Annotated in this window: 31 protein-coding genes and 5 tRNA genes; 13 read left to right on the top strand and 23 right to left on the bottom strand. The window is 38.9% G+C overall.

The window, feature by feature from the left end:
• Positions 1–43: 43 nt before the first annotated feature.
• The 21 genes from rplJ to KO529_RS15260 all read right to left on the bottom strand — a co-directional run bounded on the left by rplJ (position 44) and on the right by KO529_RS15260 (position 13,920).
• Positions 44–559 carry a 50S ribosomal protein L10 gene (gene rplJ, locus KO529_RS15360; protein WP_103477258.1) on the bottom strand — a complete coding sequence of 172 codons (516 nt, stop codon included), beginning with the start codon at positions 557–559 and terminating at the stop codon, positions 44–46.
• Between the two features lie 22 nt (positions 560–581).
• The gene (gene rplA, locus KO529_RS15355) at positions 582–1,271 is read right to left on the bottom strand and encodes a 50S ribosomal protein L1 (RefSeq protein ID WP_031444829.1); all 690 of its coding nucleotides are present in this window, start codon (positions 1,269–1,271) and stop codon (positions 582–584) included.
• Positions 1,272–1,291: 20 nt separating this feature from the next.
• Positions 1,292–1,729, bottom strand: coding sequence for a 50S ribosomal protein L11 (rplK, locus tag KO529_RS15350; RefSeq protein ID WP_031444830.1), 438 nt, complete (start codon positions 1,727–1,729; stop codon positions 1,292–1,294).
• A gap of 69 nt (positions 1,730–1,798) precedes the next feature.
• Positions 1,799–2,350, bottom strand: a complete 552-nt coding sequence (gene nusG / locus KO529_RS15345) for a transcription termination/antitermination protein NusG (RefSeq protein ID WP_103442761.1) — start codon at positions 2,348–2,350, stop codon at positions 1,799–1,801.
• Between the two features lie 10 nt (positions 2,351–2,360).
• Positions 2,361–2,549 (bottom strand): preprotein translocase subunit SecE, encoded by a 189-nt coding sequence (gene secE / locus KO529_RS15340; RefSeq protein WP_215948750.1) that lies wholly within the window; start codon positions 2,547–2,549, stop codon positions 2,361–2,363.
• 93 nt (positions 2,550–2,642) lie between these two features.
• Positions 2,643–2,715 (bottom strand) — tRNA-Trp (locus KO529_RS15335).
• 69 nt (positions 2,716–2,784) lie between these two features.
• Positions 2,785–3,972: an elongation factor Tu gene (gene tuf / locus KO529_RS15330; RefSeq protein ID WP_031444833.1), complete on the bottom strand. Its 1,188-nt coding sequence runs from the start codon at positions 3,970–3,972 to the stop codon at positions 2,785–2,787.
• 54 nt (positions 3,973–4,026) lie between these two features.
• Positions 4,027–4,098 (bottom strand) — tRNA-Thr (locus KO529_RS15325).
• Positions 4,099–4,275: 177 nt separating this feature from the next.
• Positions 4,276–4,348 (bottom strand) — tRNA-Gly (locus KO529_RS15320).
• A 92-nt stretch (positions 4,349–4,440) separates the two neighbouring features.
• Positions 4,441–4,522 (bottom strand) — tRNA-Tyr (locus tag KO529_RS15315).
• 161 nt (positions 4,523–4,683) lie between these two features.
• Positions 4,684–4,757 (bottom strand) — tRNA-Thr (locus KO529_RS15310).
• Between the two features lie 98 nt (positions 4,758–4,855).
• Positions 4,856–5,158 carry a ribosome hibernation-promoting factor, HPF/YfiA family gene (hpf, locus tag KO529_RS15305; RefSeq protein WP_031444834.1) on the bottom strand — a complete coding sequence of 101 codons (303 nt, stop codon included), beginning with the start codon at positions 5,156–5,158 and terminating at the stop codon, positions 4,856–4,858.
• A gap of 43 nt (positions 5,159–5,201) precedes the next feature.
• The gene (locus KO529_RS15300) at positions 5,202–6,092 is read right to left on the bottom strand and encodes a tyrosine-type recombinase/integrase (RefSeq protein WP_215948749.1); all 891 of its coding nucleotides are present in this window, start codon (positions 6,090–6,092) and stop codon (positions 5,202–5,204) included.
• A 100-nt stretch (positions 6,093–6,192) separates the two neighbouring features.
• Positions 6,193–6,387 carry a 30S ribosomal protein S21 gene (gene rpsU, locus KO529_RS15295; RefSeq protein ID WP_031444836.1) on the bottom strand — a complete coding sequence of 65 codons (195 nt, stop codon included), beginning with the start codon at positions 6,385–6,387 and terminating at the stop codon, positions 6,193–6,195.
• A gap of 68 nt (positions 6,388–6,455) precedes the next feature.
• On the bottom strand, positions 6,456–7,595 hold the full coding sequence (locus tag KO529_RS15290) for an acyl-CoA dehydrogenase family protein (protein ID WP_215948756.1): 1,140 nt from the start codon (positions 7,593–7,595) through the stop codon (positions 6,456–6,458).
• 38 nt (positions 7,596–7,633) lie between these two features.
• Positions 7,634–8,545, bottom strand: coding sequence for a ComEA family DNA-binding protein (locus KO529_RS15285; RefSeq protein ID WP_215948748.1), 912 nt, complete (start codon positions 8,543–8,545; stop codon positions 7,634–7,636).
• 258 nt (positions 8,546–8,803) lie between these two features.
• The gene (locus tag KO529_RS15280; RefSeq protein WP_215948747.1) at positions 8,804–10,870 is read right to left on the bottom strand and encodes an amino acid carrier protein; all 2,067 of its coding nucleotides are present in this window, start codon (positions 10,868–10,870) and stop codon (positions 8,804–8,806) included.
• A 97-nt stretch (positions 10,871–10,967) separates the two neighbouring features.
• A complete protein-coding gene (locus tag KO529_RS15275) occupies positions 10,968–11,975 on the bottom strand; it encodes a potassium channel family protein (protein ID WP_215948746.1) in 1,008 nt (335 codons plus the stop codon).
• Positions 11,976–11,977: 2 nt separating this feature from the next.
• The gene (locus KO529_RS15270; protein ID WP_215948745.1) at positions 11,978–12,205 is read right to left on the bottom strand and encodes a PspC domain-containing protein; all 228 of its coding nucleotides are present in this window, start codon (positions 12,203–12,205) and stop codon (positions 11,978–11,980) included.
• Positions 12,206–12,214: 9 nt separating this feature from the next.
• Entirely contained in the window at positions 12,215–13,498 is a 1,284-nt protein-coding gene (locus tag KO529_RS15265; RefSeq protein ID WP_215948744.1) for a DUF2851 family protein, read from the bottom strand.
• A gap of 110 nt (positions 13,499–13,608) precedes the next feature.
• Positions 13,609–13,920, bottom strand: coding sequence for a rhodanese-like domain-containing protein (locus KO529_RS15260; RefSeq protein WP_215948743.1), 312 nt, complete (start codon positions 13,918–13,920; stop codon positions 13,609–13,611).
• 214 nt (positions 13,921–14,134) lie between these two features.
• On the opposite strand from KO529_RS15260, the gene KO529_RS15255 reads away from it, so the two are divergent.
• The 11 genes from KO529_RS15255 (at position 14,135) to KO529_RS15205 (ending at position 23,101) form a co-directional block, all read left to right on the top strand.
• On the top strand, positions 14,135–14,581 hold the full coding sequence (locus KO529_RS15255; RefSeq protein ID WP_215948742.1) for a MarR family winged helix-turn-helix transcriptional regulator: 447 nt from the start codon (positions 14,135–14,137) through the stop codon (positions 14,579–14,581).
• Between the two features lie 41 nt (positions 14,582–14,622).
• Positions 14,623–15,255: an NAD(P)H-dependent oxidoreductase gene (locus tag KO529_RS15250; RefSeq protein WP_215948741.1), complete on the top strand. Its 633-nt coding sequence runs from the start codon at positions 14,623–14,625 to the stop codon at positions 15,253–15,255.
• A gap of 38 nt (positions 15,256–15,293) precedes the next feature.
• On the top strand, positions 15,294–15,872 hold the full coding sequence (locus KO529_RS15245) for a YceI family protein (RefSeq protein ID WP_215948740.1): 579 nt from the start codon (positions 15,294–15,296) through the stop codon (positions 15,870–15,872).
• Positions 15,873–16,152: 280 nt separating this feature from the next.
• Complete coding sequence (locus KO529_RS15240; RefSeq protein WP_215948739.1) at positions 16,153–17,550, top strand: anthranilate synthase component I family protein; 1,398 nt, start codon at positions 16,153–16,155, stop codon at positions 17,548–17,550.
• Positions 17,551–17,634: 84 nt separating this feature from the next.
• Positions 17,635–18,264 (top strand): anthranilate synthase component II, encoded by a 630-nt coding sequence (locus tag KO529_RS15235; RefSeq protein ID WP_215948738.1) that lies wholly within the window; start codon positions 17,635–17,637, stop codon positions 18,262–18,264.
• Between the two features lie 86 nt (positions 18,265–18,350).
• Entirely contained in the window at positions 18,351–19,343 is a 993-nt protein-coding gene (trpD, locus tag KO529_RS15230) for an anthranilate phosphoribosyltransferase (RefSeq protein WP_215948737.1), read from the top strand.
• Between the two features lie 37 nt (positions 19,344–19,380).
• Entirely contained in the window at positions 19,381–20,163 is a 783-nt protein-coding gene (gene trpC / locus KO529_RS15225) for an indole-3-glycerol phosphate synthase TrpC (protein ID WP_215948736.1), read from the top strand.
• A gap of 10 nt (positions 20,164–20,173) precedes the next feature.
• On the top strand, positions 20,174–20,824 hold the full coding sequence (locus tag KO529_RS15220) for a phosphoribosylanthranilate isomerase (protein ID WP_215948735.1): 651 nt from the start codon (positions 20,174–20,176) through the stop codon (positions 20,822–20,824).
• Between the two features lie 56 nt (positions 20,825–20,880).
• Positions 20,881–22,062 carry a tryptophan synthase subunit beta gene (gene trpB / locus KO529_RS15215; protein WP_215948734.1) on the top strand — a complete coding sequence of 394 codons (1,182 nt, stop codon included), beginning with the start codon at positions 20,881–20,883 and terminating at the stop codon, positions 22,060–22,062.
• Positions 22,063–22,111: 49 nt separating this feature from the next.
• Positions 22,112–22,876 carry a tryptophan synthase subunit alpha gene (gene trpA, locus KO529_RS15210; RefSeq protein ID WP_215948733.1) on the top strand — a complete coding sequence of 255 codons (765 nt, stop codon included), beginning with the start codon at positions 22,112–22,114 and terminating at the stop codon, positions 22,874–22,876.
• Between the two features lie 9 nt (positions 22,877–22,885).
• Complete coding sequence (locus tag KO529_RS15205; RefSeq protein ID WP_215948732.1) at positions 22,886–23,101, top strand: hypothetical protein; 216 nt, start codon at positions 22,886–22,888, stop codon at positions 23,099–23,101.
• Positions 23,102–23,320: 219 nt separating this feature from the next.
• Here the strand turns inward: KO529_RS15205 and KO529_RS15200 are convergent, their stop codons facing one another.
• A complete protein-coding gene (locus KO529_RS15200; RefSeq protein WP_215948731.1) occupies positions 23,321–23,626 on the bottom strand; it encodes a GIY-YIG nuclease family protein in 306 nt (101 codons plus the stop codon).
• Between the two features lie 593 nt (positions 23,627–24,219).
• On the opposite strand from KO529_RS15200, the gene KO529_RS15195 reads away from it, so the two are divergent.
• Together KO529_RS15195 and KO529_RS15190 are read left to right on the top strand one after the other, a co-directional pair.
• Complete coding sequence (locus KO529_RS15195; RefSeq protein ID WP_215948730.1) at positions 24,220–24,621, top strand: hypothetical protein; 402 nt, start codon at positions 24,220–24,222, stop codon at positions 24,619–24,621.
• Positions 24,622–24,716: 95 nt separating this feature from the next.
• On the top strand, positions 24,717–24,860 hold the full coding sequence (locus tag KO529_RS15190; protein ID WP_178347011.1) for a hypothetical protein: 144 nt from the start codon (positions 24,717–24,719) through the stop codon (positions 24,858–24,860).
• A gap of 44 nt (positions 24,861–24,904) precedes the next feature.
• On the opposite strand, the gene KO529_RS15185 is transcribed toward KO529_RS15190, so the two are convergent.
• Positions 24,905–25,612 carry a uracil-DNA glycosylase family protein gene (locus KO529_RS15185; RefSeq protein WP_215948755.1) on the bottom strand — a complete coding sequence of 236 codons (708 nt, stop codon included), beginning with the start codon at positions 25,610–25,612 and terminating at the stop codon, positions 24,905–24,907.
• Positions 25,613–25,645: the final 33 nt, after the last annotated feature.

The raw sequence follows: 25,645 nt of genomic DNA, 5'->3' as shown, positions 1-25,645 counted from the left end.
TTTAATAAAATTTTAAAATATAATTGTTTTTAGTGCGTACGTATTATCTTTCTGATAATGTCTTAAGGATTCCAGCAAGTTTACCACCACCAGATTTAAGTCCAGAAATAACATTTTTAGCTGGGGATTGTAACAATCCAATAATTTCTCCAACCATTTCTTCTTTAGACTTAATGCTTTCTAGAGCATCCAATTGATCATCACCAACATAAATTGCTTCGGCAATATATGCTCCTTTCAACAAAGGCTTGTTAGACTTTTTTCTAAAAGTCTTGATCAGCTTTGCAGGTGCATTTCCGGTTTCCGAAAACATTAAAGAGGTATTCCCCTTCAATACTGTTGGAAGTTCACCGAAATCCTTATCCGAAGCCTCCATTGCTTTTGCAAGCAAGGTATTCTTAACTACAGCAAGTTTTATATCAGCCTTGTAACAAGCCCTTCTTAAAGCTGAAGTAGTTTCAGCATTTAATCCGGAAATATCGGCTAAATATATAGTGGAGCTATCCCCTAACTGCGCAGTTAAATCTTGTATAACATTTAATTTCTCTTCTCTTGTCATAATAAAAATTTTTAACTACCAGTTAAACTGCTTTTGGATCCAATGCAACACTAGGACTCATGGTACTGGACATATATATAGTTTTTACATATACTCCTTTGGCTGCAGTTGGCTTTAATTTTACCAATGTATCCAACAGTTCGTTGGCATTATCCGCAATTTTATCAGCTGAGAAAGAAACTTTCCCAATTGCAGCATGCACAATTCCTGTTTTATCCACTTTAAAATCGATCTTACCGGCTTTTACCTCAGCTACTGCTTTGGCAACATCCATTGTAACCGTACCTGTTTTTGGGTTCGGCATAAGACCTCTTGGTCCCAAGACCCTACCTAAAGGACCTAGCTTACCCATAACACTTGGCATTGTGATGATTACATCAACATCGGTCCAACCGTTTTTAATTTTATCCAAATATTCGTCCAATCCTACGAAATCAGCTCCAGCTTCTTTAGCCTCAGCTTCTTTGTCCGGTGTTACCAAAGCCAAAACCTTAACATCTTTACCAGTACCGTGGGGAAGTGTAACAACACCACGAACCATTTGATTGGCTTTTCTTGGATCAACGCCCAAACGTACCGCCAATTCAACAGATGCATCGAATTTTGTATTGGTTATTTCTTTTACTAAAGCAGATGCCTCTTCAACAGAATAGAGTTTGTTCTTATCTATTTTGCTGTGGGCTTCTTTTTGCTTCTTTGTTAATTTTGCCATTCTAAATTGCTTTTAAGATTTTAAAAAGGTCTGTTGCCTGCAACTTTTAAACCCATAGATCTTGCTGTACCCGCAACCATACTCATTGCTGATTCTACCGTAAAGGCATTAAGATCTACCATTTTGTCTTCAGCGATCAACTTGATCTGGTCCCAAGATACACTTGCAACCTTGTTTCTGTTAGGCTCGCCAGATCCTTTTTTAATCTTAGCCGCTTCCATTAATTGAACTGCCGCCGGCGGTGTCTTTACAACGAAGTCGAACGACTTGTCTTTATAAACCGTGATCGCAACTGGCAATACTTTGCCTGGCTTGTCCTGCGTACGAGCATTGAATTGCTTACAGAACTCCATAATGTTGACCCCGGCAGCACCTAAAGCGGGTCCAACCGGTGGCGATGGATTCGCTGCACCTCCCCTAACTTGTAGTTTAACTACTTTACTTACTTCTTTTGCCATTGTTTAAAATTAAATTTAAAGAGTGTTAATTTGGAAGCAACACTTCTTTTATCTATGTAACAGTTCTTATTAAACTTTTTCTACTTGCATATAGCTGAGTTCCAATGGTGTTTTTCTTCCAAAAATCTTCACCATTACCTCCAGCTTGCGTTTTTCTTCATTAATTTTTTCTACGGTTCCGTTAAAACCATTGAAAGGCCCGTCAATAACCTTTACAGTTTCACCAAACACAAATGGTATGGCAACACTATCGGTCTTAACAGCCAATTCATCCACTTTCCCAAGCATTCTATTCACTTCGGATTTCCTCAAGGGAACAGGATCCCCACCTTTGGTCTCACCCAAAAATCCAATAACATTGGTAATAGAACGGATAATATGAATCATTTCCCCTCCAAGGTTGGCTTTGATCATAATATATCCAGGAAAGTAAACACGTTCCTTATTTATCTTTTTCCCGTTCCTTATTTGCACCACTTTTTCAGTAGGAACAAGAACTTCTTCCAAATAGTCTTCAAAACCAAGCCTAGCAATTTCTGCCTCTATATAGCCTTTAATTTTGTTCTCCTGACCACTTACAGCTCTTACAACATACCATTTCTTATCCAATACTTCTGACATACAGTGCTTCTTAATTGATTATGTTATTGAAATACAGTTGTATCAATTTACCAAACAAACTATCAACACCCCAAGTCGCAAGCGCAAAAATTATAGAAAACACCGCTACGATCACCATCAAGTTGGAAGACTCCGCCCTTGTAGGCAAAGTAACGTTATTCCTAAGTTCGTCTATAGATTCTCTTATATATGTAATCATGCTGCGAAATATTTATTTTCTAAACTATAAAACAAGGCCTTAAAAAAATACTGACGACATCATCCCAATCAGAAAAGAACCCATTGTATTTTGCACGGGCGGAGAGGCTCGAACTCCCGACACCTGGTTTTGGAGACCAGTGCTCTACCAACTGAGCTACACCCGTTTATATTTACATTGAAAGGTATCCCGCTTTAGCAAGACACCCTCAATGTAAACAATACTATACTAAATATTAATCTAATATCTTGGTAACCTGACCTGCACCAACTGTTCTACCACCTTCACGGATAGCAAAACGCAAACCTTCACTAAGTGCAATTGGAGACAACAAGTCAACAATAATAGTAAGGTTATCACCAGGCATAACCATCTCAACTCCACTAGGAAGATTGATAGTACCAGTAACATCTGTAGTTCTTACATAGAACTGAGGACGGTAGTTGTTATGAAATGGAGTGTGACGTCCACCTTCTTCTTTTTTAAGGATATAAACCTCAGCTTCAAATTTAGCGTGTGGCTTAACAGAACCTGGCTTACAGATTACCATCCCTCTTTTTATTTGAGATTTTTCAATACCTCTCAAAAGGATACCAACGTTATCTCCAGCTTCACCTCTGTCCAATATCTTACGGAACATCTCAACCCCAGTAATGGTAGAGTTCAATTTCTCAGCACCCATACCGATGATCTCAACAGGATCTCCTGTGTTTGCAACTCCTGTTTCAATACGTCCAGTAGCAACAGTTCCACGACCAGTAATAGTAAATACATCTTCAACAGGCATCAAGAAAGGCTTATCAACATCCCTTGTTGGCAATTCGATCCAGCTATCAACAGCTTCCATCAATTCCATTACAGTATCAACCCATTTTTGCTCACCGTTAAGTGCACCTAAAGCCGATCCAGAAATAACAGGTCCATTGTCTCCATCATACTCGTAGAAAGAAAGCAACTCCCTTACTTCCATTTCAACCAATTCCAAAAGCTCCTCATCATCAACCATATCAACCTTGTTCAAGAAAACAACGATTCTTGGAATACCAACCTGACGTCCTAAAAGGATGTGCTCACGAGTCTGTGGCATAGGACCATCAGTAGCAGCAACAACCAAAATAGCACCGTCCATTTGAGCAGCACCAGTAACCATGTTCTTTACGTAATCCGCGTGACCTGGACAATCCACGTGAGCATAGTGACGGTTCGCGGTAGAATATTCTACGTGTGAAGTATTAATTGTAATACCTCTTTCCTTTTCTTCAGGAGCGTTATCGATAGAATCGAAACTTCTCATTTCAGAAAGTCCTGCGTTTGCCAATACTGTAGTAATCGCAGCAGTCAATGTAGTTTTACCGTGATCCACGTGTCCAATAGTACCTATATTTAAATGCGGTTTGGAACGATCAAATGTTGCCTTTGCCATGTTTGTTAATTTTAATTCTTAGTTTATATTAGTGTACAAATAATGCCTTAATTGAGCCAATGATGAGATTTGAACTCATGACCTCTTCCTTACCAAGGAAACGCTCTACCCCTGAGCTACACCGGCATCTTTAATTTTAACCATTGGGCCAGGCCCAATCTAAAACTATACCCTATACCCAAAGTTTAAGAGCGTTGACGAAGTTTACCCTCGGCGTCGCTCTGGACAGGATCTTAAAATCTAGTCCATTTAATTTTAATTGCGCAAAGCCCCATCAAAGGAGCTTTTGCTTTTAAAATTTAGAGCGGGAGACCGGGTTCGAACCGGCGACATTCAGCTTGGAAGGCTGACGCTCTACCAACTGAGCTACTCCCGCTTTTATAATTTTTAGGCAAACCTAAAAATTAATTTCATCATTTCAAAAAAAACTTTCTGTATTTTCATACAAAGACTAATTAAAGCCTTTTGTGGGGAGAGCAGGATTCGAACCTGCGAAGACGTAGTCAGCAGATTTACAGTCTGCCCTCGTTGGCCGCTTGAGTATCTCCCCAAACCATATTTTAAAGAACCTAAGAAAATATAAATTTTCTTTTTTTTGAGCCGATAGAGGGATTCCCCTCGACTACGCTCGGGATAAACTTCTCGTCCCAATCGCTTTTCAACCCTATTTCAAAATTTCAAACAAAAATAATACTATTTCTGTTTTTTTTGAGCCGATAGAGGGACTCGAACCCACGACCTGCTGATTACAAATCAGCTGCTCTAGCCAGCTGAGCTACATCGGCTTTTGTTACTTTTTTCGTCAAAAAAAAGTCCGCTATTTCTAACGGACTGCAAATGTAGATATTTATTTATTTAATCAAAACATTTTTTGATAATTTTTTTAAGCATTTAATCTTATTTTTTCTTTTCGCTTAACCAACTTCCTTTCCAAGGAACTACATGCCGTGTCCACAGCCTCTTCAAAGGACTTACATTGCTTTTTTACCACAAACTTATCTTTAGGTACCAACACCTTGATTTCCACGATTTTATTCTCCTTGGCACTTGTGTTTTCAACCTTTAGGTAGACATCGGAACTAATTACCTTGTCATAAAACAGTTCCATTTTATTCAATCTTGCCTGAATAAAGTCAATAAGCTTTCCGTCTGCAGTGAAATTCACCGATTGTGCATTTACTTTCATAGAATGAAGTTTTAAAAGAATTAAACAATAAATTAAGACTGTACTATTTCTTACTTCTAGGATGAGCCGCCAAATGTACCTTCTTTAATTCCGCAATACTATTATGGGTATAAACCTGTGTTGATGCCAAACTGGAATGCCCCAATAATTCCTTTACGGAATTTAAATCCGCCCCCTTATTTAGCAAATGTGTGGCAAAGGTATGCCTTAAAATATGCGGACTCTTTTTTACCTTGGCCGACACTAAACTAAAGTACTTATTTATAATTCTATAAACAAGCGTTTCGTACATTTTATTGCCTTTGCCCGAGAGAAAAATAAACGCTTCATCCTGGATTACTTGCAACGCATTGCGTTCATGATTATATTCCAAAAACAAATCCTTGGTAGCCTCCAAAAGCGGAATAATCCTTTCCTTATTTCGCTTTCCCAATACCTTTATTGTCATAGCCCCATAATCCACATCCTTAACCTTAAGACCTATCAGTTCAGCTCGTCTTATACCCGTCGTATACAGCAATTCGATAATCAACTTGTCGCGCTTACCTTCAAAATTATCTTCGAAAGGAATTTGGGAAAGAACATCTTCCATCTCCATTTCGGAAAAAGGAATCTCAATTTTCTTTGAAGTCTTAAGGGCTTTATGTTTTGCCAAAGGGTTAATGGTCAAAATCCCTACTCCCAAAAGAAACTTATAATAAGCCTTTAACGATGCAATTTTGCGATTTACAGACCGGTTGGATACCCCTGATTCCACCAAGGAAATTACCCAACTCCTAATCAAGCTGTAAGATACTTGGACTATATCCTCAAGATCAAACTCCTCCCTACAAAAATTTTTAAATTCGATTATATCGTTCTGATATGCTTTTGTAGTATGCGGAGAATAGTTCTTCTCCAAAGACAAATATGAAATAAATGATTCTATGGACATATCCCAAAGTTACAAAAGATAATCCCCGATAAGAATAGGGCACAAAAAAAAAGTCCCACATTAAGTGGAACTTTTAATACTATTATAAATTCAAGCAGATCTAGATTTCTTCTTTATCCCTTAGACCTTGAATATATTGAGCTTTCTGAATCTTCGCTCTGTTCTCTACAGATGGCTTAGTAAACTGCTGACGTTTTCTCAACTGTCGCATTGTACCTGTCTTGTCGAACTTACGCTTGAAACGCTTTAAAGCTCTATCGATGTTTTCTCCTTCTTTTATTGGTATTATTAACATGGGCAATAACCTCCTCTCTTTTGTGATTAAGGCTGCAAATATATACCTTAAAAATGAATTACAAATAATTATTTTAAAATTTTTCTAGCAATGACCACTTTCTGTATCTCGGTAGTACCTTCCCCAATAGTGCACAACTTGGAATCCCTATAGAATTTTTCTACGGGAAAATCCTTGGTAAACCCATATCCACCGTGTATTTGCACTGCTTCATTAGCTACTTTTACACATACTTCCGAGGCATACATTTTGGCCATAGCCCCCAATTTGGTAACATTACGCCCTTCATTTTTAAGGAAAGCTGCTTTGTGCAAAAGCAATTCCGAAGCCTCAATTTCTGTGGCCATGTCCGCAAGTTTAAAGGAAATACCTTGAAATTGGCTAATTGGCTTTCCAAACTGCACCCTCTCCTTGGAATATTTCAAGGCAGCTTCATAAGCCCCTTTGGAAATTCCCAAGGACAAAGCTCCTATGGAAATTCTTCCACCGTCCAAGATCTTCATGGACTGCACAAATCCTTCCCCTACTCCCCCCAATCTATTTGAGTCTGGAATCTTACAATTATCAAATACCAATTCAGCCGTTTCACTGGCCCGCATTCCCAATTTGTTTTCTTTCTTTCCACTGCTAAAACCAGGTGTTCCCTTTTCCACTACAAAGGCAGTCATGCCATGACTATCCCCTTTCTCCCCTGTTCTTACCACCACCACTGCAATGTCCCCACTCTTTCCATGGGTAATAAAATTCTTGGCTCCATTCAAAACCCAGGTGTCACCCTCCTTGACCGCTGTGGTACTCATACCTGCGGCATCGGAACCAGTATTGTGCTCCGTAAGGCCCCAGGCCCCAATCCATTCGGCAGTAGCCAATTTTGGAATCCATTTTTTCTTTTGAACCTCATTCCCAAAAGTAAGAATATGATTGGTACACAATGAATTATGTGCTGCTACCGATAATCCTATGGAAGGATCTACCTTGGAAATCTCTTCAATGATAGCCACATATTCATGATAACCCAAGCCGGAACCCCCAAGTTCTACAGGAACCAAAACCCCCATAAAACCCATTTCCCCAGCTTTCTTAAAAACCTCAACAGGAAAGGTTTGGGCCTCATCCCACTCCATTACATAGGGCCTAATATATTGTTCAGCAAACTCCTTGGCAGAGGCAGCCACCATTTGTTGAGTTTCAGAGTAATCAAAACTCATTGTAGAAGGGGTATCCATAACCATTATTAGCAATTTTTTTATAATTGCAAATATAACTTAATTATATCTAATTTTTCCGAAGGGAAATCTTCGATTTCCATTAATTCATCAAATGAAGTTATACCTCCATTCGCTTCCCTGAAAGCCACAATACGTGCCGCCACTTCATATTTTATGTAAACCAGTTTTGAGATATCCCTTGAAGACACTTGGTTTATATTGATTTTCGTTATGTCCGGACTTTCCAAAATCCCATAGTCGTTCAAAATTCTCTTCACCACTTCAGGCTGCAGGCCATAAACATGACCTAATTGCTCTTCAACCAAAAAACCTCCCAAGAGGTCCCTAAATTTTACAATGCGCTGGGAAAGCTTATCCCCTATTCCATTAATAGACCTTAATTCTTCTGCCGTGGCATTATTAAGATCCTTGATCTTGGCCTTTTTAATGGTATCCGGAACTGACACGGCTTTCAAACTTTTGAAAGAAGGAGACCTACTTCCATCTACCGACTCCACAGATCCTCTACGAGTCCATTCGGGAAACTTAAAATACGGGCGCAAACTTTCCAACAGGGAATCCGATATCAATGTTACCTTTTGAAATTCCTTCCCGGAATTAACAAATTGGTTCTTAGCCCTAAACACATATAGACGGTCTATTTCCTCTGTGGACATCCCCAAAATGTAGCCTTTATAATCTGTTATAAAATTAGGATTAAATGGATAGACAGTGACCGAATCCTTCTTTTGGTTTCGACTTCTCAGTTCATCAATTTTGGCCTGGTATTCTTCATCTAGGGTTAGGGAATTGGTCTTTTCCGTTACAGGATACGATTTAACAACAAAATATACCGTCTGGAAAATAACTATAAGAAGCAACAAAAAGAAAATCCCACTCCGCTCCTGTTTATTGAATTTAAAGTGGGATTTAAACGGTTTTCTGTTCACGACTCAAACTTTTTGTCTTAAAAACACTTTTACATTACTCGGATGATGCAGCAAAAAAGATTACATATCCCCATATCAAAAGCATCGCTATAAAAGCGGCTAAGTTCAAAATGTCACCTTTCCCAAATCTAGGTTGGCTATAAGCTAAATATAATAAAATAAGACCGTATTACTTAAATGTATTAAAAAGAAAATCCCACCTCATTCCGGATTATGGAATTTAAGATGGGATTAATACTTATTATCCTAAGTCTTTAATTACGCCTTTCCCTTTTTTTTGTAAAGCATATTTGCCTTAAGTTTTACCAAATAGTCATCAAGATCTCTTTTCACCTCACCGGACATCAGATAAAGTCCAATAATGTTTGGAAAGGACATGGCCAAAATCATCATATCCGAAAAATCCAATACTGCTCCCAAACTCACCGATGCACCTACCACCACAAAAACTAGGAACAACATCTTATATACAAACTCTACTTTCTTACTTTTTCCAAAAAGATAGGTCCAGGCCCTCATCCCATAGTAGGACCAGGAAATCATGGTTGAAAATGCAAACAAGAATACCGCTAAGGCCAAAACATATGGAAACCATGAAAGCACACTTCCGAAAGCATCAGACGTTAATTGGGCACCTGCCATCCCCTCTACTTCGTGCATTCCTGTAAATATTAAAACCAAGGCAGTCAAGGTACAAACCACAACCGTATCTATAAATGGCTCCATGAGCGCTACAAAACCTTCTGAAGGCGGATGATTTGTCTTCGCCGTACTATGTGCTATTGCAGCGGAACCAACTCCTGCTTCATTGGAGAACGCGGCCCGCTGAAAACCAACGATCAAAACCCCTATAACACCACCTTTGAGTGCACTTGGGCTAAAAGCCCCATCTACTATGGCCGCGAATGCAGGACCAATATTTTCTATATTGATGATGATTACCGTTAATGCGGCCAAAATATAAATAGAAGCCATAATAGGCACTACTCTACCTGTAACATTGGCTATACTATTAATTCCACCAATTATAACCACACCAACAAGAATAGCCGTAATTATTCCAAACCAAAACCCATTGCCCTGTAAGGCTGGGAATTGTCCGGAAAGCTGCTCAAAAGATTGATTGGCCTGAAACATATTTCCACCTCCAAAGGAAGCGCCCACTGCCAATACGGCAAACAGACCGGCAAGCGCCTTACCTAAACCTTTTAGATTCCTTTTCTCCAGACCATAGCGCAAATAGTTCATTGGACCTCCAAAAACACGGCCATCAGGAAGTATATTACGGTATTTAACTCCTAATGTACACTCCACAAATTTGGAGGACATTCCCAAAAGACCGCAGACAATCATCCAAAATGTTGCACCTGCACCTCCTAAGGAAACGGCCACCCCTACCCCTGCAATATTTCCAAGTCCCACCGTACCGGAAACGGCTGTCGCCAAGGCTTGAAAATGGGTCACCTGTCCCGGGGCATCCGGATCGTCATATTTACCTTTGGCCAAATCAATGGAATGTCTAAATCCCCTGAAATTGATAAAGCCCATTCTCAAAGTAAAGAAAATGGCTCCGATTACCAACCAAATTACGATAAATGGTATCGCCTTTTGCTGTGGATCTCCATTGGGATGGGTTATAATAACTGGTTCATCATATTTAACCTCTGCCAAAAAATGAGCTCCTTGCTCAATTACGTGCTCAGAGTTCTCGGAATTGTATATTACCCCACCTTCCTTGGCCAAATATTTTAATTGGCCGCTGACGGGAGACGTTATTGTTTCTGTGGTTCCATTACTTTTAGAAATAATTGCAATATCATCCCCTTTTTTTACTTTTTGTCCTTCTGGCTTCAACCACTCTTTAAGAATAAACTTATCTTTAGTTTCTGGAGACCAACCGGGAATTCCAATACGTTTCACATCGGCATAAACCACGGGATCATAAATACCAATGGCAGCAAAAGGATCCCAAAAAAGAACAGATCCCAAAGCACTTACGGCAGGCGTCATAACTCCATTAAAAAATTCGGTAATTGCCTCGGTAGGTACTTTGTACTCCTTGGTAACCTGCACCCCCTTTGCATCGGTAATAGTAACTGTATACGGAAGCCCTTCGATAAGGTTAGTGGCCTGATTGGCGGTCAATGGGGTATTTTGATTACTCCATTTATATTGATAAGGTGGAGTACCTCCGTCAACCTCCAACTTTATAACCCCGTCATTGATGTTGTTCGACGGATTGTAAATAGACTCCTTTACAACAAGTTCTTGGGAAAATAATACAAACGAAAACAGTAAAAAAATGGAAGATATATATTTCTTCATAAGTAGCTTGAAAAGTTAAATTTTGTTGGTTTAGCTTCAAATATCCCGGCAATATCCTAAAAATAATGCTTGGAATCAAATATAATTGTTTCTATACTCAATCTATATGGAACATCTCATTTAATTTTTTAATTTGTTCCGGTCTCCCCAATACTATTACTTTCCCCTGTGGCTGCAATTTTAAATCGGCCTCTGGGTTAATTATATAATTGCCATTGGGCTCAATATATCCAATTATAGTACAGCCTGTCTTTCTTCTCAAATCCAGATCGCGCAAGGAATGGTTGTCTATCTTGGTCATAAAACTTTCTATGGTCACCTCTTCCAAATTGGTAGTATTTTCCCCATCCGTTGAAAGTTTGTCCATAAAGGTTATAAGGTCGGGTATAACCACTAAGGACGCCATATGATCCCCTCCTATCTTATCGGGCATAATTACCTTGTCCGCCCCCGCTAACCTTAACTTCTTTTGGGAAGTGATTTGGGAAGCCCTACTGATAATAAATAGGTTTTTGTTCAATTGCCTGGCAGAGAGCACCACAAACAGGTTGGCTGCATCATCGGGCATGGCCGTAATTAGGTATTGGGCCCTATCTATCCCTGCTTCTATCAAAGTATCATCTTCATTGGCATCACCTTCAATAAACAGGATCTCTTCCTCAAACTTCTCTATGACTTCCCTATTTTTTTCAATGACCACAAAGGGCCGGTTATAAGCCTTTAATCTTTCCGCGGCCTGATTTCCATTTCTGCCAAAACCACAAATAATTACATGTTTGCTTAAACTATTGATTTTGTTTTTCACCTTTTTTTTCTTTAGAAGTTGAAGCGCATTTCGACTTAGGATATATTCGGTTATTACTGAAATTGCGAACGCAAATATAAATACACTTGTTACAATTAAAACGACTGTAAATATTTTTGCCTCGGCATCCAACGGACGTACCTCAGAAAAACCAACGGTGGTAACCGTAATAATGGTCATATAAAAGGCGTCTATCCAGGTATAGTCCGATAGGAACCTATATCCGAGTACTCCGAACAACAAGACCATGACCAATAAAGCCAATGCCAAATACATTCGGGAGCGAAAAAGTCTTATCATACTTAAAGATCAAATACAGAGGTTCTTTTGGTGTATACCAAGTCCTTTATCCTTAGCCAAAAGGCCATAAACAAATAAAGGGCAAATCCAAAGCCCAGGGTAACGAAAGTAAGATATATAAAGGATGTACGAACTACTCTGGTACGTATACCCAAACGCTCGGCTATTCGTCTACAAACCTCAAATCCCCTTTTCTGAAAGTAATAAAGTACCGTATAGAAAATGTTCATGCCTTAAAATTAGGGTTTTCTATTTAATAATTGATGGCCCACAGCACATTGCAAACATTTATTTTTTGTACAGTATTCATTATACAACTGTATTACGGCCTGACTTTCTTTGGCTGAGGGAAATTGCAATTTAAGTGACTTAAACTTAGAAATAACCGTATTACTTTCTGATATTATACCCGAAATAATATTTATTATCTCGTCTGGCACATCCCTTCCCATATGTTTTGCATAGCTTAATTTTATGGGAAGCACAGTATTGACAATCAATAAATCTACAAATTTCCTAGTGAGAATCTTGACATGTTTCTTGGATACTTTTCCAAAAGTATAATGGTTGTTCCAATATTCGCTGGCGGAAACTTTAAAAACCAAATAAATTTCCTCAACACTTTTGGCATTGATAACCCTACTAAATAGGTTGTGGTGCAACACATACAAATTAGCCAATTGGGAAAGTCTGATGGTGGGGAAATTAGATGGGCGCAGTTTAAAAAACTCCGGTTTTTGATGTGGCAGGTCCAAAAAATGGAACTTGGCTTTTAGAAAAGTAAATTCCTTTTTTAAACTATCATAGTAATTATCGCCGATAATATCATCATCCAAGAATCCGGCAAAGCCGTATAGCAAACTCTCCATTTGAAGCGTATTATCCTGTATTTTGCGCACCAGAGGGAAAGGCAGCCGTTTGGCAATTTCAAAAAAGGGTTCACTATTTATTTTAAGTCCAAAATTCTTGGAAAGCAAAACAAAAAACACGCGCTCCCAATCATTGTTCGAATCTTTTAAAAGTTTGGTAACCAAATCGGTTTTCCTTTCCAAACGTTCAAAATAGAGAACCTCCAACCAATTCTGCAAAACAAAATCAGAAGTATGGCCTATCTCATTTCCACAATTTATTAATGAACGCTCTTTGTGGTAAAACAATTTTTGATACTCCTGCAAAAGACTGGATGGAATATAGTCCCTGAGCACCAAAGTGGGAATAACCGTATTATCCTTCCTGAACACATCACAATCGTCCTCCCAAACTACATGTAATATTACGTTTTGATAATTGGGATCTGTTTCGTGATTGTGGGCGTACCAATCGGAAGATTTAATATGCATCTCTACCGTACCGGCCCACAACTGTTCATCTATTTGAATCTTGGCATTAAAAAAATCGGGCCCTGACAAAAGATTATGCGAACCTACATCCAATATTTGGATAGCTTCATTATTGGAACTTTTTAAATTCCCCAATTGAAGTTTTTTATACTTCCAAATAAAATGCAAAATATCTTCCCGCATAATCCAATGTAAAGAAAAAACCAATACTCCACAAGGTTACGGGAAAGTAAGATAATTTGTGCAAGAAGCCTGTTAGACCTTAATTATAACACGGCTGCCCATCAATTATATTATTCCGCTACATCACCTTCCCAGTTCATAAACCCTCCTACCAAATTGTAAGCGTTTTCAAAGCCCAACTTGTTCATGATGGCACATGCCTGACCACTTCGTTGGCCAGACCTACAATAGACGTAGTAGTTTTTGGTTTTATCCAATTTTTCCAGTTCGGCAACAAACTCTTGCCCTAAATAAATATCTATATTGGTTGCGTTTGGGATATAACCTTCCTCAACCTCTTCCGGAGTCCTAACATCCAACAAGAAGGCGTTCTCGTCGTTTTCAAATTGTTCACTCCACTCCTCTTGTGATAAATCTGCCATTTGTGTTATTCTTTAATCCCCAAAAATAATGCTTTTAAAAAAAATCATCCAACATTTAAAGCACAAATATATAAGGAAGCACTTTGCCAAAAATAAAGCAACCCTATTTTACTCATTTAAATATGCATATTACAATTTAACAAATTTTTATCACCAACCATGTTGGAGAACCTAATTAAATCCATACATTTGTATATACAATTGTTGTAGCAACATGAATGTAGAAAAAATTATTAAAACAGACAAGCAAATCCCTATAGCAAGTAGGACCATTATACACTTGAGCCTTGTTGAAACCAAGATCAATGAGATAATGACAGCGGCACTAAAGCCGCATGGGGTATCATTGCAGCAGTTTAACGTACTAAGGATTCTAAGGGGCCAAAAAGGAAAACCCGCCAATCTCTCTACCTTAAACGAAAGAATGGTTACGAAGATGAGCAATACTACTAGGTTGGTAGACAAATTGATCCTTAAGGGCTATGTAGAACGAATGGTCTGCCCAAGTAACCGCAGGAAAGTTGAAATAAATATAACTCCTGCAGGTGAAAGCGCCTTGTCCCTAATGGATCTGGCCATGAAAGAATCCGAGGTAAAATTGTTGGAAAATTTTTCTACCGACGATTTATCGTCCTTAAATGAATTACTGGATAAATTTTAAAAGCAATATAAACAGGTATAAATAATTATTAAATTCAAAACATGAATTCTTATATAGAAAATTTAAATTGGCGCTATGCCACCAAAAAGTTTGACGCTTCCAAAAAAGTGTCCCAAAAAGATCTAGAAAATTTATTGGAAGCTACCTCCTTGAGTGCATCCTCCTACGGATTGCAACCTTATGAAATATTGGTTGTAGAAGATGCTGCATTGAGAAGTAAATTACAACCAGCAGCCTGGGGACAATCCCAAATAACAGAAGCCTCCCACTTAATAGTTTTGGCCAACCAGTCCACTTTCGGGGAGGAATTGGTAGACAATTATTTAGACAATGTAAGTGAAACACGTGGTATTCCTTCCAATGATCTTGAAGGATACTCAGATTTTATGAAGTCCAAATTAATGCCGCTATCCGAATCGGCCAAGGCTACTTGGACTGCTAGACAAACCTATATAGCATTGGGCAATTTACTGTCCGCAGCTGCCGATTTAAAAATAGATACCTGTCCCATGGAAGGTTTTGATAGTGCCCAATTCAACGAAATGCTTGGACTATCCAAAAAAGGACTTAACGCTGCCGTACTTGTAGCAATAGGTTATAGGTCTGAGGAAGATAAAACACAACATTATAAAAAAGTACGTAAAACCAAAGAGAATTTAATTACATATATATAAACAGGAACATTAACAAACATTATCTTAAAATTGAAATTATGAAAAAAAGCGCATTAAGTTTAGTATTGTCCGTATTTACAGGTTTAACAGCCATGGCAACCACTCCAGTGGACAACGAAGTAAAACAAGTAAAAACAACCGAAAGTACAGTTACCTGGAAAGGATACAAGGTTACAGGATCCCATCATGGAACAATTGCCATTAAAGAAGGGTCCTTAATTTTTAACGGGGACAAACTAACTGGGGGAGAATTTGTAGTAGATATGCCTACTTTGGTTTCAAACGACCTACAGGGTGAATACAAAGGAAAGCTGGAAGGGCACTTAAAGTCAGATGACTTTTTTGGTGTCGAGGCACATCCTACTTCCAAATTGGTATTTACCAATGTAAAGTCTACAGGTAAAAATTCATATGAAGTAATTGGAAATCTTACGGTAAAGGGAAAAACCAATCCTGTTACCTTTGACATCTCCATATATGGAAACAAGGCAACGGCCACTATGAAGGTAGACCGTTCCCTTTACGACGTTAAGTACGGATCAGGTAGTTTCTTCGACAATTTAGGGGATAAAACCATATATGACGAATTTGATCTAGTGGTGGATCTGGTATTCTAAACGTTTCCAAATAACGCTGTTTAAAACCTCACAATTGTGGGGTTTTTTATTTTTTACGTAACACAGGTTTGTAAATTTGAAATTCCTTCTTATATTTGGCCTGCAATGAAGAACATGGTATCAAATACTTGGTGGTGGAGTAACTTACGAAAAACATCGTGAGCAAAGCATCATTGTAGTATAACTATATAAAAGGCTTGTCATCACGACAAGCCTTTTTTTCGTTTATCATAGAATTCAAAGAACCAATTGGCAGAGAGTAGCAATTAAAAGAATTATCATGAAATACCAGTTAGTATCACATCACAAGAAAATACTTGCGGACACCATTACCCCAGTAAGTGTTTATTTAAAAATTAGAGATCGTTTCCCCAATAGTATTCTTTTGGAAAGTAGTGACTACCATGCCAACGACAATAGTTTTTCCTATATATGCTGCAACCCCATAGCTTCCATAAAAGTAGAAAACGAGACGGTCAACAAACAATTCCCGGACGGTTCCATAGAGGAAATCAGCATTGACGAACATACTGACATCCCAGGCATTTTGCATGATTTTAGTCAAAAATTTGAATCCCAGAACAATAACTTTAAGTTTATCAACAATGGTTTGTTCGGATATATGGCCTATGATGCAGTGCGATATTTTGAAGACATAGACATTTCCAAAAAAAATAACAGTATCTCCATTCCGGACATCTATTATGCCGTTTATCAAAATATAGTGGCCATAAACCATTTTAAAAACGAAGCCTATATTTTTGCTCACTGCTATGAATCCGAAAATAATATTGGGGAAATAGAACAAATTCTCAGAGCCAAAAACTTTGCCTCCTACAATTTTTCCAAAGACGGAAATCCAATATCCAATCTTAAGGACGAGGAATATAAGGAGCATGTAGAACTGGCAAAAAAACATTGTAACAGAGGCGATGTTTTCCAACTGGTATTATCCAGAAGGTTCTCGCAAGAATTTAAAGGCGACGAATTTAATGTATATAGGGCGCTGCGATCTATAAACCCGTCTCCGTATTTGTTCTATTTTGATTATGGGGATTTCAAAATTTTTGGAAGCTCTCCCGAAGCCCAACTAATAGTAAAGGATGGCAAGGCTGAAATTCATCCCATTGCAGGAACCTTCAAAAGAACAGGAAATGATGAACAGGATGCGGAATTGGCCAAAAAATTAAAGATAGACGACAAGGAGAACAGCGAACACGTTATGTTGGTCGATCTTGCTAGAAACGACTTAAGTAGAAACGGCACCATGGTAAAGGTGGAAAACTATAGAGAGGTTCAATTCTTTTCACATGTAATACATTTGGTCTCCAAAGTAACCGGACTAAAGAAAAAAGACATCCCAACCATGAAAGTTGTCGCCGACACCTTTCCTGCCGGCACCTTAAGCGGTGCCCCAAAACACATGGCCATGCAACTTATTGAAAAATACGAAAAAACCAGTAGGGGCTATTACGGTGGAGCTATAGGGTTTATGGATTTTAACGGAAACTTTAACCATGCCATTATGATCAGAACCTTTTTAAGTAAAAATCATCAATTGCATTACCAGGCCGGAGCCGGTTTAGTGGCCGCTTCAAATCCTGAAAACGAACTTCAGGAAACCTACAACAAATTGGGAGCCCTGACCAAAGCCTTGGAAATAGCCGAAACTATATAATAGCACCAATTAATTTCCTCGTTGTTTCTTATCGGGGTATATGGATAGATCAATATAAAATGTTCATTAGAGAACATCAATAGTATGAAAGAGAATACAGATAATAAAACAAACACCAAATCCGTGGGCAAAGGACAAGGCAAGTCCATATTGGTAATAGATAATTACGACAGTTTCACCTACAACCTGGTCCATTATTTGGAGGATTTGGATTGTACCGTAACCGTTAAAAGAAATGACCAAATTGGTCTTGATGAAATTGAGGCCTTTGATAAGATCGTTCTTTCTCCAGGCCCGGGCATCCCAGATGAAGCTGGCCTTCTCAAAGAAATTATAGCCATGTACGCACCTACAAAAAGTATCTTTGGGGTGTGCTTGGGACAGCAGGCCATTGCTGAAGTGTTTGGAGGTTCATTGGTAAACATAGACCAGGTCTACCACGGTATAGCCACCAAAATAGATATTGTAAAGGATGATATTTTGTTTGATGGATTGCCAAAAGAAATTGAGGTGGGGCGCTATCACTCTTGGGTAGTTGACCCTGCACTTCCAGAAGTATTGGAAGCTACCTCTTTTGACGAAAATGGACAGGTGATGTCCTTGCGTCACAAGGTATTTGATGTAAGTGCCGTACAGTTTCATCCCGAATCTGTATTGACTCCTTATGGCAAAAAAATATTGGAGAACTGGGTAGCCTCCCCTAACCGCTCATAAGGTGTAGAGCCAATTAAGAGCTTTTAGACAAAAAATAATTATAACCAAAAAAACCCTTGCATTTTAAGAGGGTTGGAGAGAGACTTATGAAAGATATTTTAAACAAACTGATCAATCACGATGTACTTCCAAAAGAGGATGCAAAACAGGTTTTGGTAAATATTGCCAAAGGAGATTACAATACAAGCCAGATTGCCGCCTTTTTAACGGTTTACATGATGCGTAGTGTTACTATAGAAGAATTGGAAGGCTTTAGGGACGCCTTGCTGGAGCTTTGTCTGGCGGTAGACCTTTCGCAATACAACCCCATAGATCTATGTGGTACGGGTGGTGACGGCAAGGACACCTTTAACATCTCTACTTTGGCCAGTTTTGTTACGGCAGGAGCAGATGTTAAGGTTACCAAACACGGCAACTATGGCGTTTCTTCAAAGTGCGGTAGCAGCAATGTTATGGAATTCCTGGGCATCAAATTCAGTAATGAGGCCGGATTTCTTGAAAAATGTATAGACGAGGCAGGAATTTGTGTATTGCATGCACCACTATTTCATCCAGCCATGAAAAATGTAGCCCCTATACGTAGGGAATTGGGCGTAAAAACTTTCTTTAATATGTTGGGACCAATGGTGAACCCAGCCTTCCCCAAAAACCAAATGGTCGGGGTTTTTAATTTGGAATTGGCAAGAATGTACGGTTATCTATATCAAAAGACCGATAAGAACTTCACGGTATTGCATGCTTTGGATGGTTACGATGAAATTTCATTGACCGGAAACACCAAAACCATTACCAACAAATCCGAGGGGATGTTAAAGCCTTCCGATTTTGGAGTGGAAGCCATTTTGGCGTCGGAAATAGTGGGTGGAGATAGTATTGAAGAATCTGCACAGGTTTTTCTCAATGTTTTACAGGGAAAAGGTACTATACCACAAAATAATGTGGTCTGTGCCAATGCCGGTATTGCCATAGCCACGGTAAAAGGAATTAGCCCAAGGGAAGGCTTTGAAGAAGCCAAGGAATCCCTATTGAGCGGAAAAGGGCTTGCGGCATTAAAAAAATTACAGGCCTTGAGTCAATAGATATAAACGGCTATACCTAAGCCAACTTTATAGTATCATGAATATACTGGACAAAATAGTTTTGGATAAAAGAAAGGAAGTGGATTTAAAAAAATCCATAATCCCGGTTTCCCAGTTGGAAGCCTCCGTATTATTTCACAGACCCACCGTTTCCTTGGCCAATGCCCTCAGAAATAGCAACAGTGGAATAATAGCGGAACACAAACGGAGATCTCCGTCCAAGTCGGTCATCAATCAAAACAACAGTTTAGCCGATGTGGCCGTAGGTTATGAAAAAGCTGGCGCCTGTGGCATGTCTGTCCTAACGGATGGGAAATATTTTGGCGGATCATTGGACGACCTGTTGTTGGCCAGGGCATCCGTACAAATGCCGTTGCTTCGCAAGGAATTTATTATTGACGAATACCAATTGTTGGAGGCCAAGGCCCATGGCGCAGATGTGATATTGTTGATTGCAGCCATATTGACCAGGGCGGAAATTAAGGCTTTATCCGAATTTGCAAAACAATTGCACTTGGATGTATTGCTGGAGGTCCATGACGAAGAGGAGTTACACAAATCCATTATGCCCAGTTTGGACATGTTGGGAGTGAACAATAGAAATTTAAAGACTTTTGAAGTAAGCTTGGATACCAGTAAAGCTTTATCCAAAATAATTCCGGACGATTTTGTGAAGGTTTCAGAGAGCGGTATAAGTTCTACAGAGGCCATTCAGGAATTAAAACCTTACGGCTATCAAGGGTTCCTTATTGGGGAGAATTTTATGAAAACGGATAATCCCGGACTAAGCGCATTGCAATTTATTAAATCGATTAAATAACAAAGCGGCCATGAAACTGAAAGTGTGCGGAATGAAATTGAATACCTTGGAGGTCGCCACCCTTAATCCGGATTATCTTGGTTTTATATTTTGGGAACCCTCCAAAAGGTTTTTTGAAGGAAGTATTCCCGAATTGCCCGCCTCCATTAAAAAAGTAGGTGTTTTTGTGGATGCTACCCTTGAAGATATTGTTGAAAAAGTCAACACTTATGGTTTACGGGCAGTGCAATTGCATGGAAAGGAAAGTCCGGAGTTCTGTAGCGACCTTAAAAAGTTTACTATTGACCGTTCAAAAGCTTTAGGGGAGACAAATCTAAAAATAATAAAAGTCTTTTCTATAAAGGACGATTTCGACTTCCGCGTTTTGACCCCCTATGAAAATGTATGTGATTTTTTTCTTTTTGATACCAAGGGCAAATTACCTGGAGGCAATGGTTTCACCTTCAGTTGGGAAGTGCTAGGAAACTATCCCTCCACCAAACCCTATTTTCTAAGTGGAGGCATTGGACTGGACGAAGTTGAAAAAATAAGGGAATTTCAACAAAGACCGGAATCAAAATATTGCCACGCTATTGATGTCAATAGTAAGTTTGAATCGGAACCAGGATTTAAGGATATTAAAAAATTGAAGGAATTTAAAGAAGTATTGAGCAATGAGTAGTGGTAATCCCATACTTAATACTTAATACTCAGTACTGAATACTATACTATAAAACCATGAATTACAACGTAGACGAAAAGGGATATTATGGAGAATTTGGAGGAGCTTTTATTCCTGAAATGCTCTATCCCAATGTTGAAAACCTTAGACAGCAGTATCTTAAAATAATGGCAGAACCATCCTTTAAAAAGGAATTCGATCAATTATTGAAGGATTATGTAGGCAGACCTTCGCCCCTTTATTTTGCCAAACGTTTATCAGAAAAGTACAACACCAAGGTATATTTAAAGCGTGAAGATCTCAATCATACCGGTGCACATAAGGTCAACAATACCATTGGACAGATCTTAATGGCCAAACGTCTGGGCAAGACCAGGATCATTGCCGAAACCGGTGCCGGTCAACATGGCGTTGCAACGGCTACGGTATGTGCCCTTATGGGAATGGAGTGCATTGTATACATGGGCGAAATAGATATTGCCAGACAAGCTCCCAATGTTGCCCGAATGAAAATGCTCGGAGCTGAAGTAAGGCCAGCACTCTCCGGAAGTAGAACCCTAAAGGATGCTACCAATGAGGCCATAAGGGATTGGATCAACAACCCTGTGGACACCCATTATATTATTGGGTCGGCTATTGGCCCCCACCCCTACCCCGATATGGTAACCAGATTTCAGTCCATTATTTCCGAAGAAATAAAATGGCAGTTAAAAGAAAAAGAAGGCAGGGAAAATCCAGATTACGTTGTAGCATGTATAGGCGGTGGCAGTAATGCTGCTGGCACCTTCTATCATTTTCTACACGAAAAGGAAGTGGGCATTATTGCTGTAGAAGCGGCAGGACTGGGCGTGGATAGCGGTGAAAGTGCTGCAACCTCCGTCTTGGGAAAAATGGGAATAATACATGGCTGCAAAACCTTATTGATGCAAACTGCCGATGGGCAGATTACAGAACCTTATTCCATTTCCGCAGGACTTGATTATCCAGGGGTTGGACCCATGCACGCGCATCTATACAAAACGGGCAGGGCCGAATTTATTGCCGTTACGGACGATGAAGCTATGCAGGCGGGGATGGTACTATCCAAATTGGAAGGGATTATCCCAGCCATTGAATCCTCACATGCGTTTGCTATTCTGGAAACCAGAAAATTCCGACCAGAGGATGTCGTAGTCTTTAATCTCTCGGGACGTGGTGATAAAGATTTGGACACCTATATAAAATATTTTAAGCTGTAAGCTACATATACATGACCGCCCTGGTGGAATGCAAAAAAATAATTTTAGAATGAACAGAATACATCAAAAATTACAAGAAGATAAAAAAATATTGTCCATTTATTTTACCGCGGGCTACCCTTCTTTAAACGATACGGTAAAAATTATTCAAGATCTTGAAAAAAATGGTGTGGACATGATTGAGATCGGATTGCCCTTCAGCGATCCTTTGGCCGATGGTCCTACTATTCAGGCCAGTTCTACCCAGGCATTGAAGAATGGAATGACCACATCGTTATTATTTCAGCAGTTAAAAGATATCCGGAAATCAGTCTCCATACCCTTAATCCTTATGGGATATTTCAATCCTGTTCTACAATTTGGAGTAGAGGAATTCTGCAAAAAATGTCAGGAAATAGGAATAGACGGACTTATTCTGCCCGATCTGCCATTGGACGTATACCAAGAAGATTATGAAGCAATATTTAAAAAATATGGGCTTGTGAATGTTTTCTTGATAACCCCACAAACCAGTGATGCCCGTATCCGTCAAATTGATGCGGCCTCCGACGGATTTATTTATATGGTAAGTTCCGCCAGTGTTACCGGTTCCCAGGATGGTTTCGGAAATAATCAAGAAACCTACTTTGAGCGTATTGCGGATATGAAATTGAAAAACCCACAGGTCGTTGGCTTTGGAATAAGCAATTCCGAAACCTTTCTGCAAGCTACCAAACAGGCGAAGGGAGCCATTATTGGATCGGCCTTTATTAAATTTCTGACACAACATGGTGTTGACAAAATTGGCGATTTCGTTACGGGAATTCGAAAATAAACTACAGCGATGGACATTATAAATAATTGGAAAATAGTTCTGCTTTTGTGCCTTACCCTTGGTCTGGCACCTTATTTTCCGGAACCCCATATCCTAGGTAAGGTAAAATGGATATTGGGCGGGGCTGCCGGAATGAAACCCATGGACTGGTTCGATGTTCTTTTACACGGATTTCCATTTGTTCTGCTAATAAGGTTATTGGTCATAAAAGTCCTTAAAAAGTAAGTTTCTACTGCATTTACACCACCATGTTGGATTCCTGCCTGCGCAGGAATCCAATAGACTGGCATACCCTTTTTATCAATTCTTTATTGTTTACTAAAAACGACCTATGAATCGAAATTGGAAACTTCCCTCAATTTCAGCTATACTCCAATAACTACATGATCGGATATTAGAATGCCTTTATTCACGCAATGTCATTCCTGCGCAGGCAGGAATCCATTATTGAGGGCGCCAATCAATTGCAAGATCTTGCCATTGAGGATTATCTTTTATAATTAAGTTAATTTTCCAGTCGCGTTTCCATTTTTTAAGATTTTTTTCCCTCTTTATGGCATCATCAACAAATTGATGATTTTCAAAATAGACAAGTCTATCCAAGTTGTATTTTTTGGTGAAGCCATCATTTAATTTGTTTTTGTGCTCATAAATTCTTCGCTGTAAATCATTGGTCATTCCGATGTACAGGGTTCCATTCTTTTTATTTGTTAGAATATAGACGTAGTATTGATGAATGGTTTTGTGCATTTTACCTCCTTTTCTCCACTTCGTAAGATAATTATTAGGCAGACATTTGAAATTGTACATTTAAGATAATACAAAATTGGCAAAGAATGATTTGGTTGTGTTCCAATATTAGAGTGGATTCCTGCCTGCGCAGGAATGACAACTAAATCTGCTAGGCAGACAGCCAATAAAAGGCATCACTATATACCCTGAGCCACACTATCAAGAAATTTCACTCTCAAATAAAACACAGTAATATCCGGATTCCTGCCTGTGCAGGAATACATTAAAAAAACACTTAATTCCCTTCAACAATAATTAAACAGATTGAAAAGGGCAAACTTCCTTAATATCAGCTATACTCCAATAACTACATGATCGGATATTAGAATGCCTTTATTCATGCAATGTCATTCCTGCGCAGGCAGGAATCCAATGGTCCAGAATTATTTTTGAACCGTCTATTTTATTTAACCATAAAGCAGATTGTTTATCCAGATTTAACATCTAACTTTAATAGCATAAACAAATAATTATCCGCTCTTTGAATACCTTAAAAAAGTAATTGCCTCCTGAATTAGATGAATATCTTAATTGTCATTAATATAAATGTCATGAGAACAATTCGCTTACTTCTTGCATTACTACTTGTCAGTTCTATTTTAGTAGGACAGACTAAAGAATTCTCCAAAGATTATTTTTTACAGAAAAGCAAAAAACAAAAAACCACTGCCTGGATTTTGTTAGGTGGAGGAACGGCAATGGCCGTTGGAGGATTCGCTAAATTTGATTCCAGCTGGGATAGTGGATCGGCCAGTACCACGGACATAGCTGGCATTATCGGCACGGTCGGATTTTTGACCGGTTTAGCCAGTATTCCCTATTTTATCAGTGCCGGCAAAAATAAGAGGACAGCCATGTCCATTACATTTGACTATCAACCGATTTATTTATCCACAGATAATTTGGTTGCAGCAAAGGCACATCCAACGCTTTCCTTGAAAATTAAACTTTAGCCCTTAACATTCCATAACAAAGGTTTATAAAGGCTTTAACGGAATTATACAGGTCTTTTTATTAAGTTGGGAAGGAACCTTAAAACTTAAACAGAATGGGAATTATAAATGATAAGAGAAAGTTTAAAAGAAAAGTGGAACAATCCAATCCTACGAACCCTACCGGGAATACCAATGTTGACACCAATAACTTTGACATTGAGAAGGATACTATAAAGGATCAACAGAACAAGCATTAAAAGATGCTAAGTAAATCCACGAGCTGGAATATAATGGAATTCTTCTAAAAAAATTCTTTATACTGTAAAACCCTGAAATCGATCGTATTGAATTCAGGGTTTTCATCTTTCATCTTCTTATATAACTTCAAGCTTCCAACTGCCCTGTTGGCTGCTCCGGAAGGTGCTGTTAAGGATACTGTTTTAATTATTCTCTCCTTGTTGTCTTTTAACTTTACTGGGGTTTTGGACGAAATGTCCAAATTGGTACATGGAAGAACAAACTTGTGTACACGGGGTACCTCATTGGAAACCGGTTCCAGGATAAACCCTTGTTCCTTGAGATACTTTCTAAAAAAATACTCGGGTCCATTTTTACTATTTCCCCCTGTAAACAATAAGGTATCCACTTTGGGACATTGTTGAATATAAGTAAACATATCCCTCAATACAATGTTCTCCATCCCCAGGTCCGAAGCATCGATCTTGGAACGTTCTGCACTTTGCACTATATCACATATCCCTATTTTTCGTTCCTTTAGAAAATCCATACGTTGTCTTATAGCCTTTTCTGTAGTTTCAAAATCTAAATTGAGTCCAAAAATTCGATCTAAAATGGGCCACAATTGGCCATCCCGGCTTCCGTAACAAAAATCTACATCCCCCTCCTTTAAATCACCTGTAGTAAATCTGGGCGGTGGCAGGGTCCCTACTATCAGTTTCGAAGCATCCTCGAATAAGAAGGGTTCGTAAGGATGTGTATGCAAGAACATATTGGAAGACTTCATGAATATAAATGGCTTTGC

It is taken from the genome of Arenibacter algicola, from assembly GCF_018860365.1.
GTDB lineage: Bacteria > Bacteroidota > Bacteroidia > Flavobacteriales > Flavobacteriaceae > Arenibacter > Arenibacter algicola_B.
The sequence above is the reverse complement of the archived record's forward strand: the minus strand, read 5'-3'. Positions and strand labels throughout refer to the sequence as shown.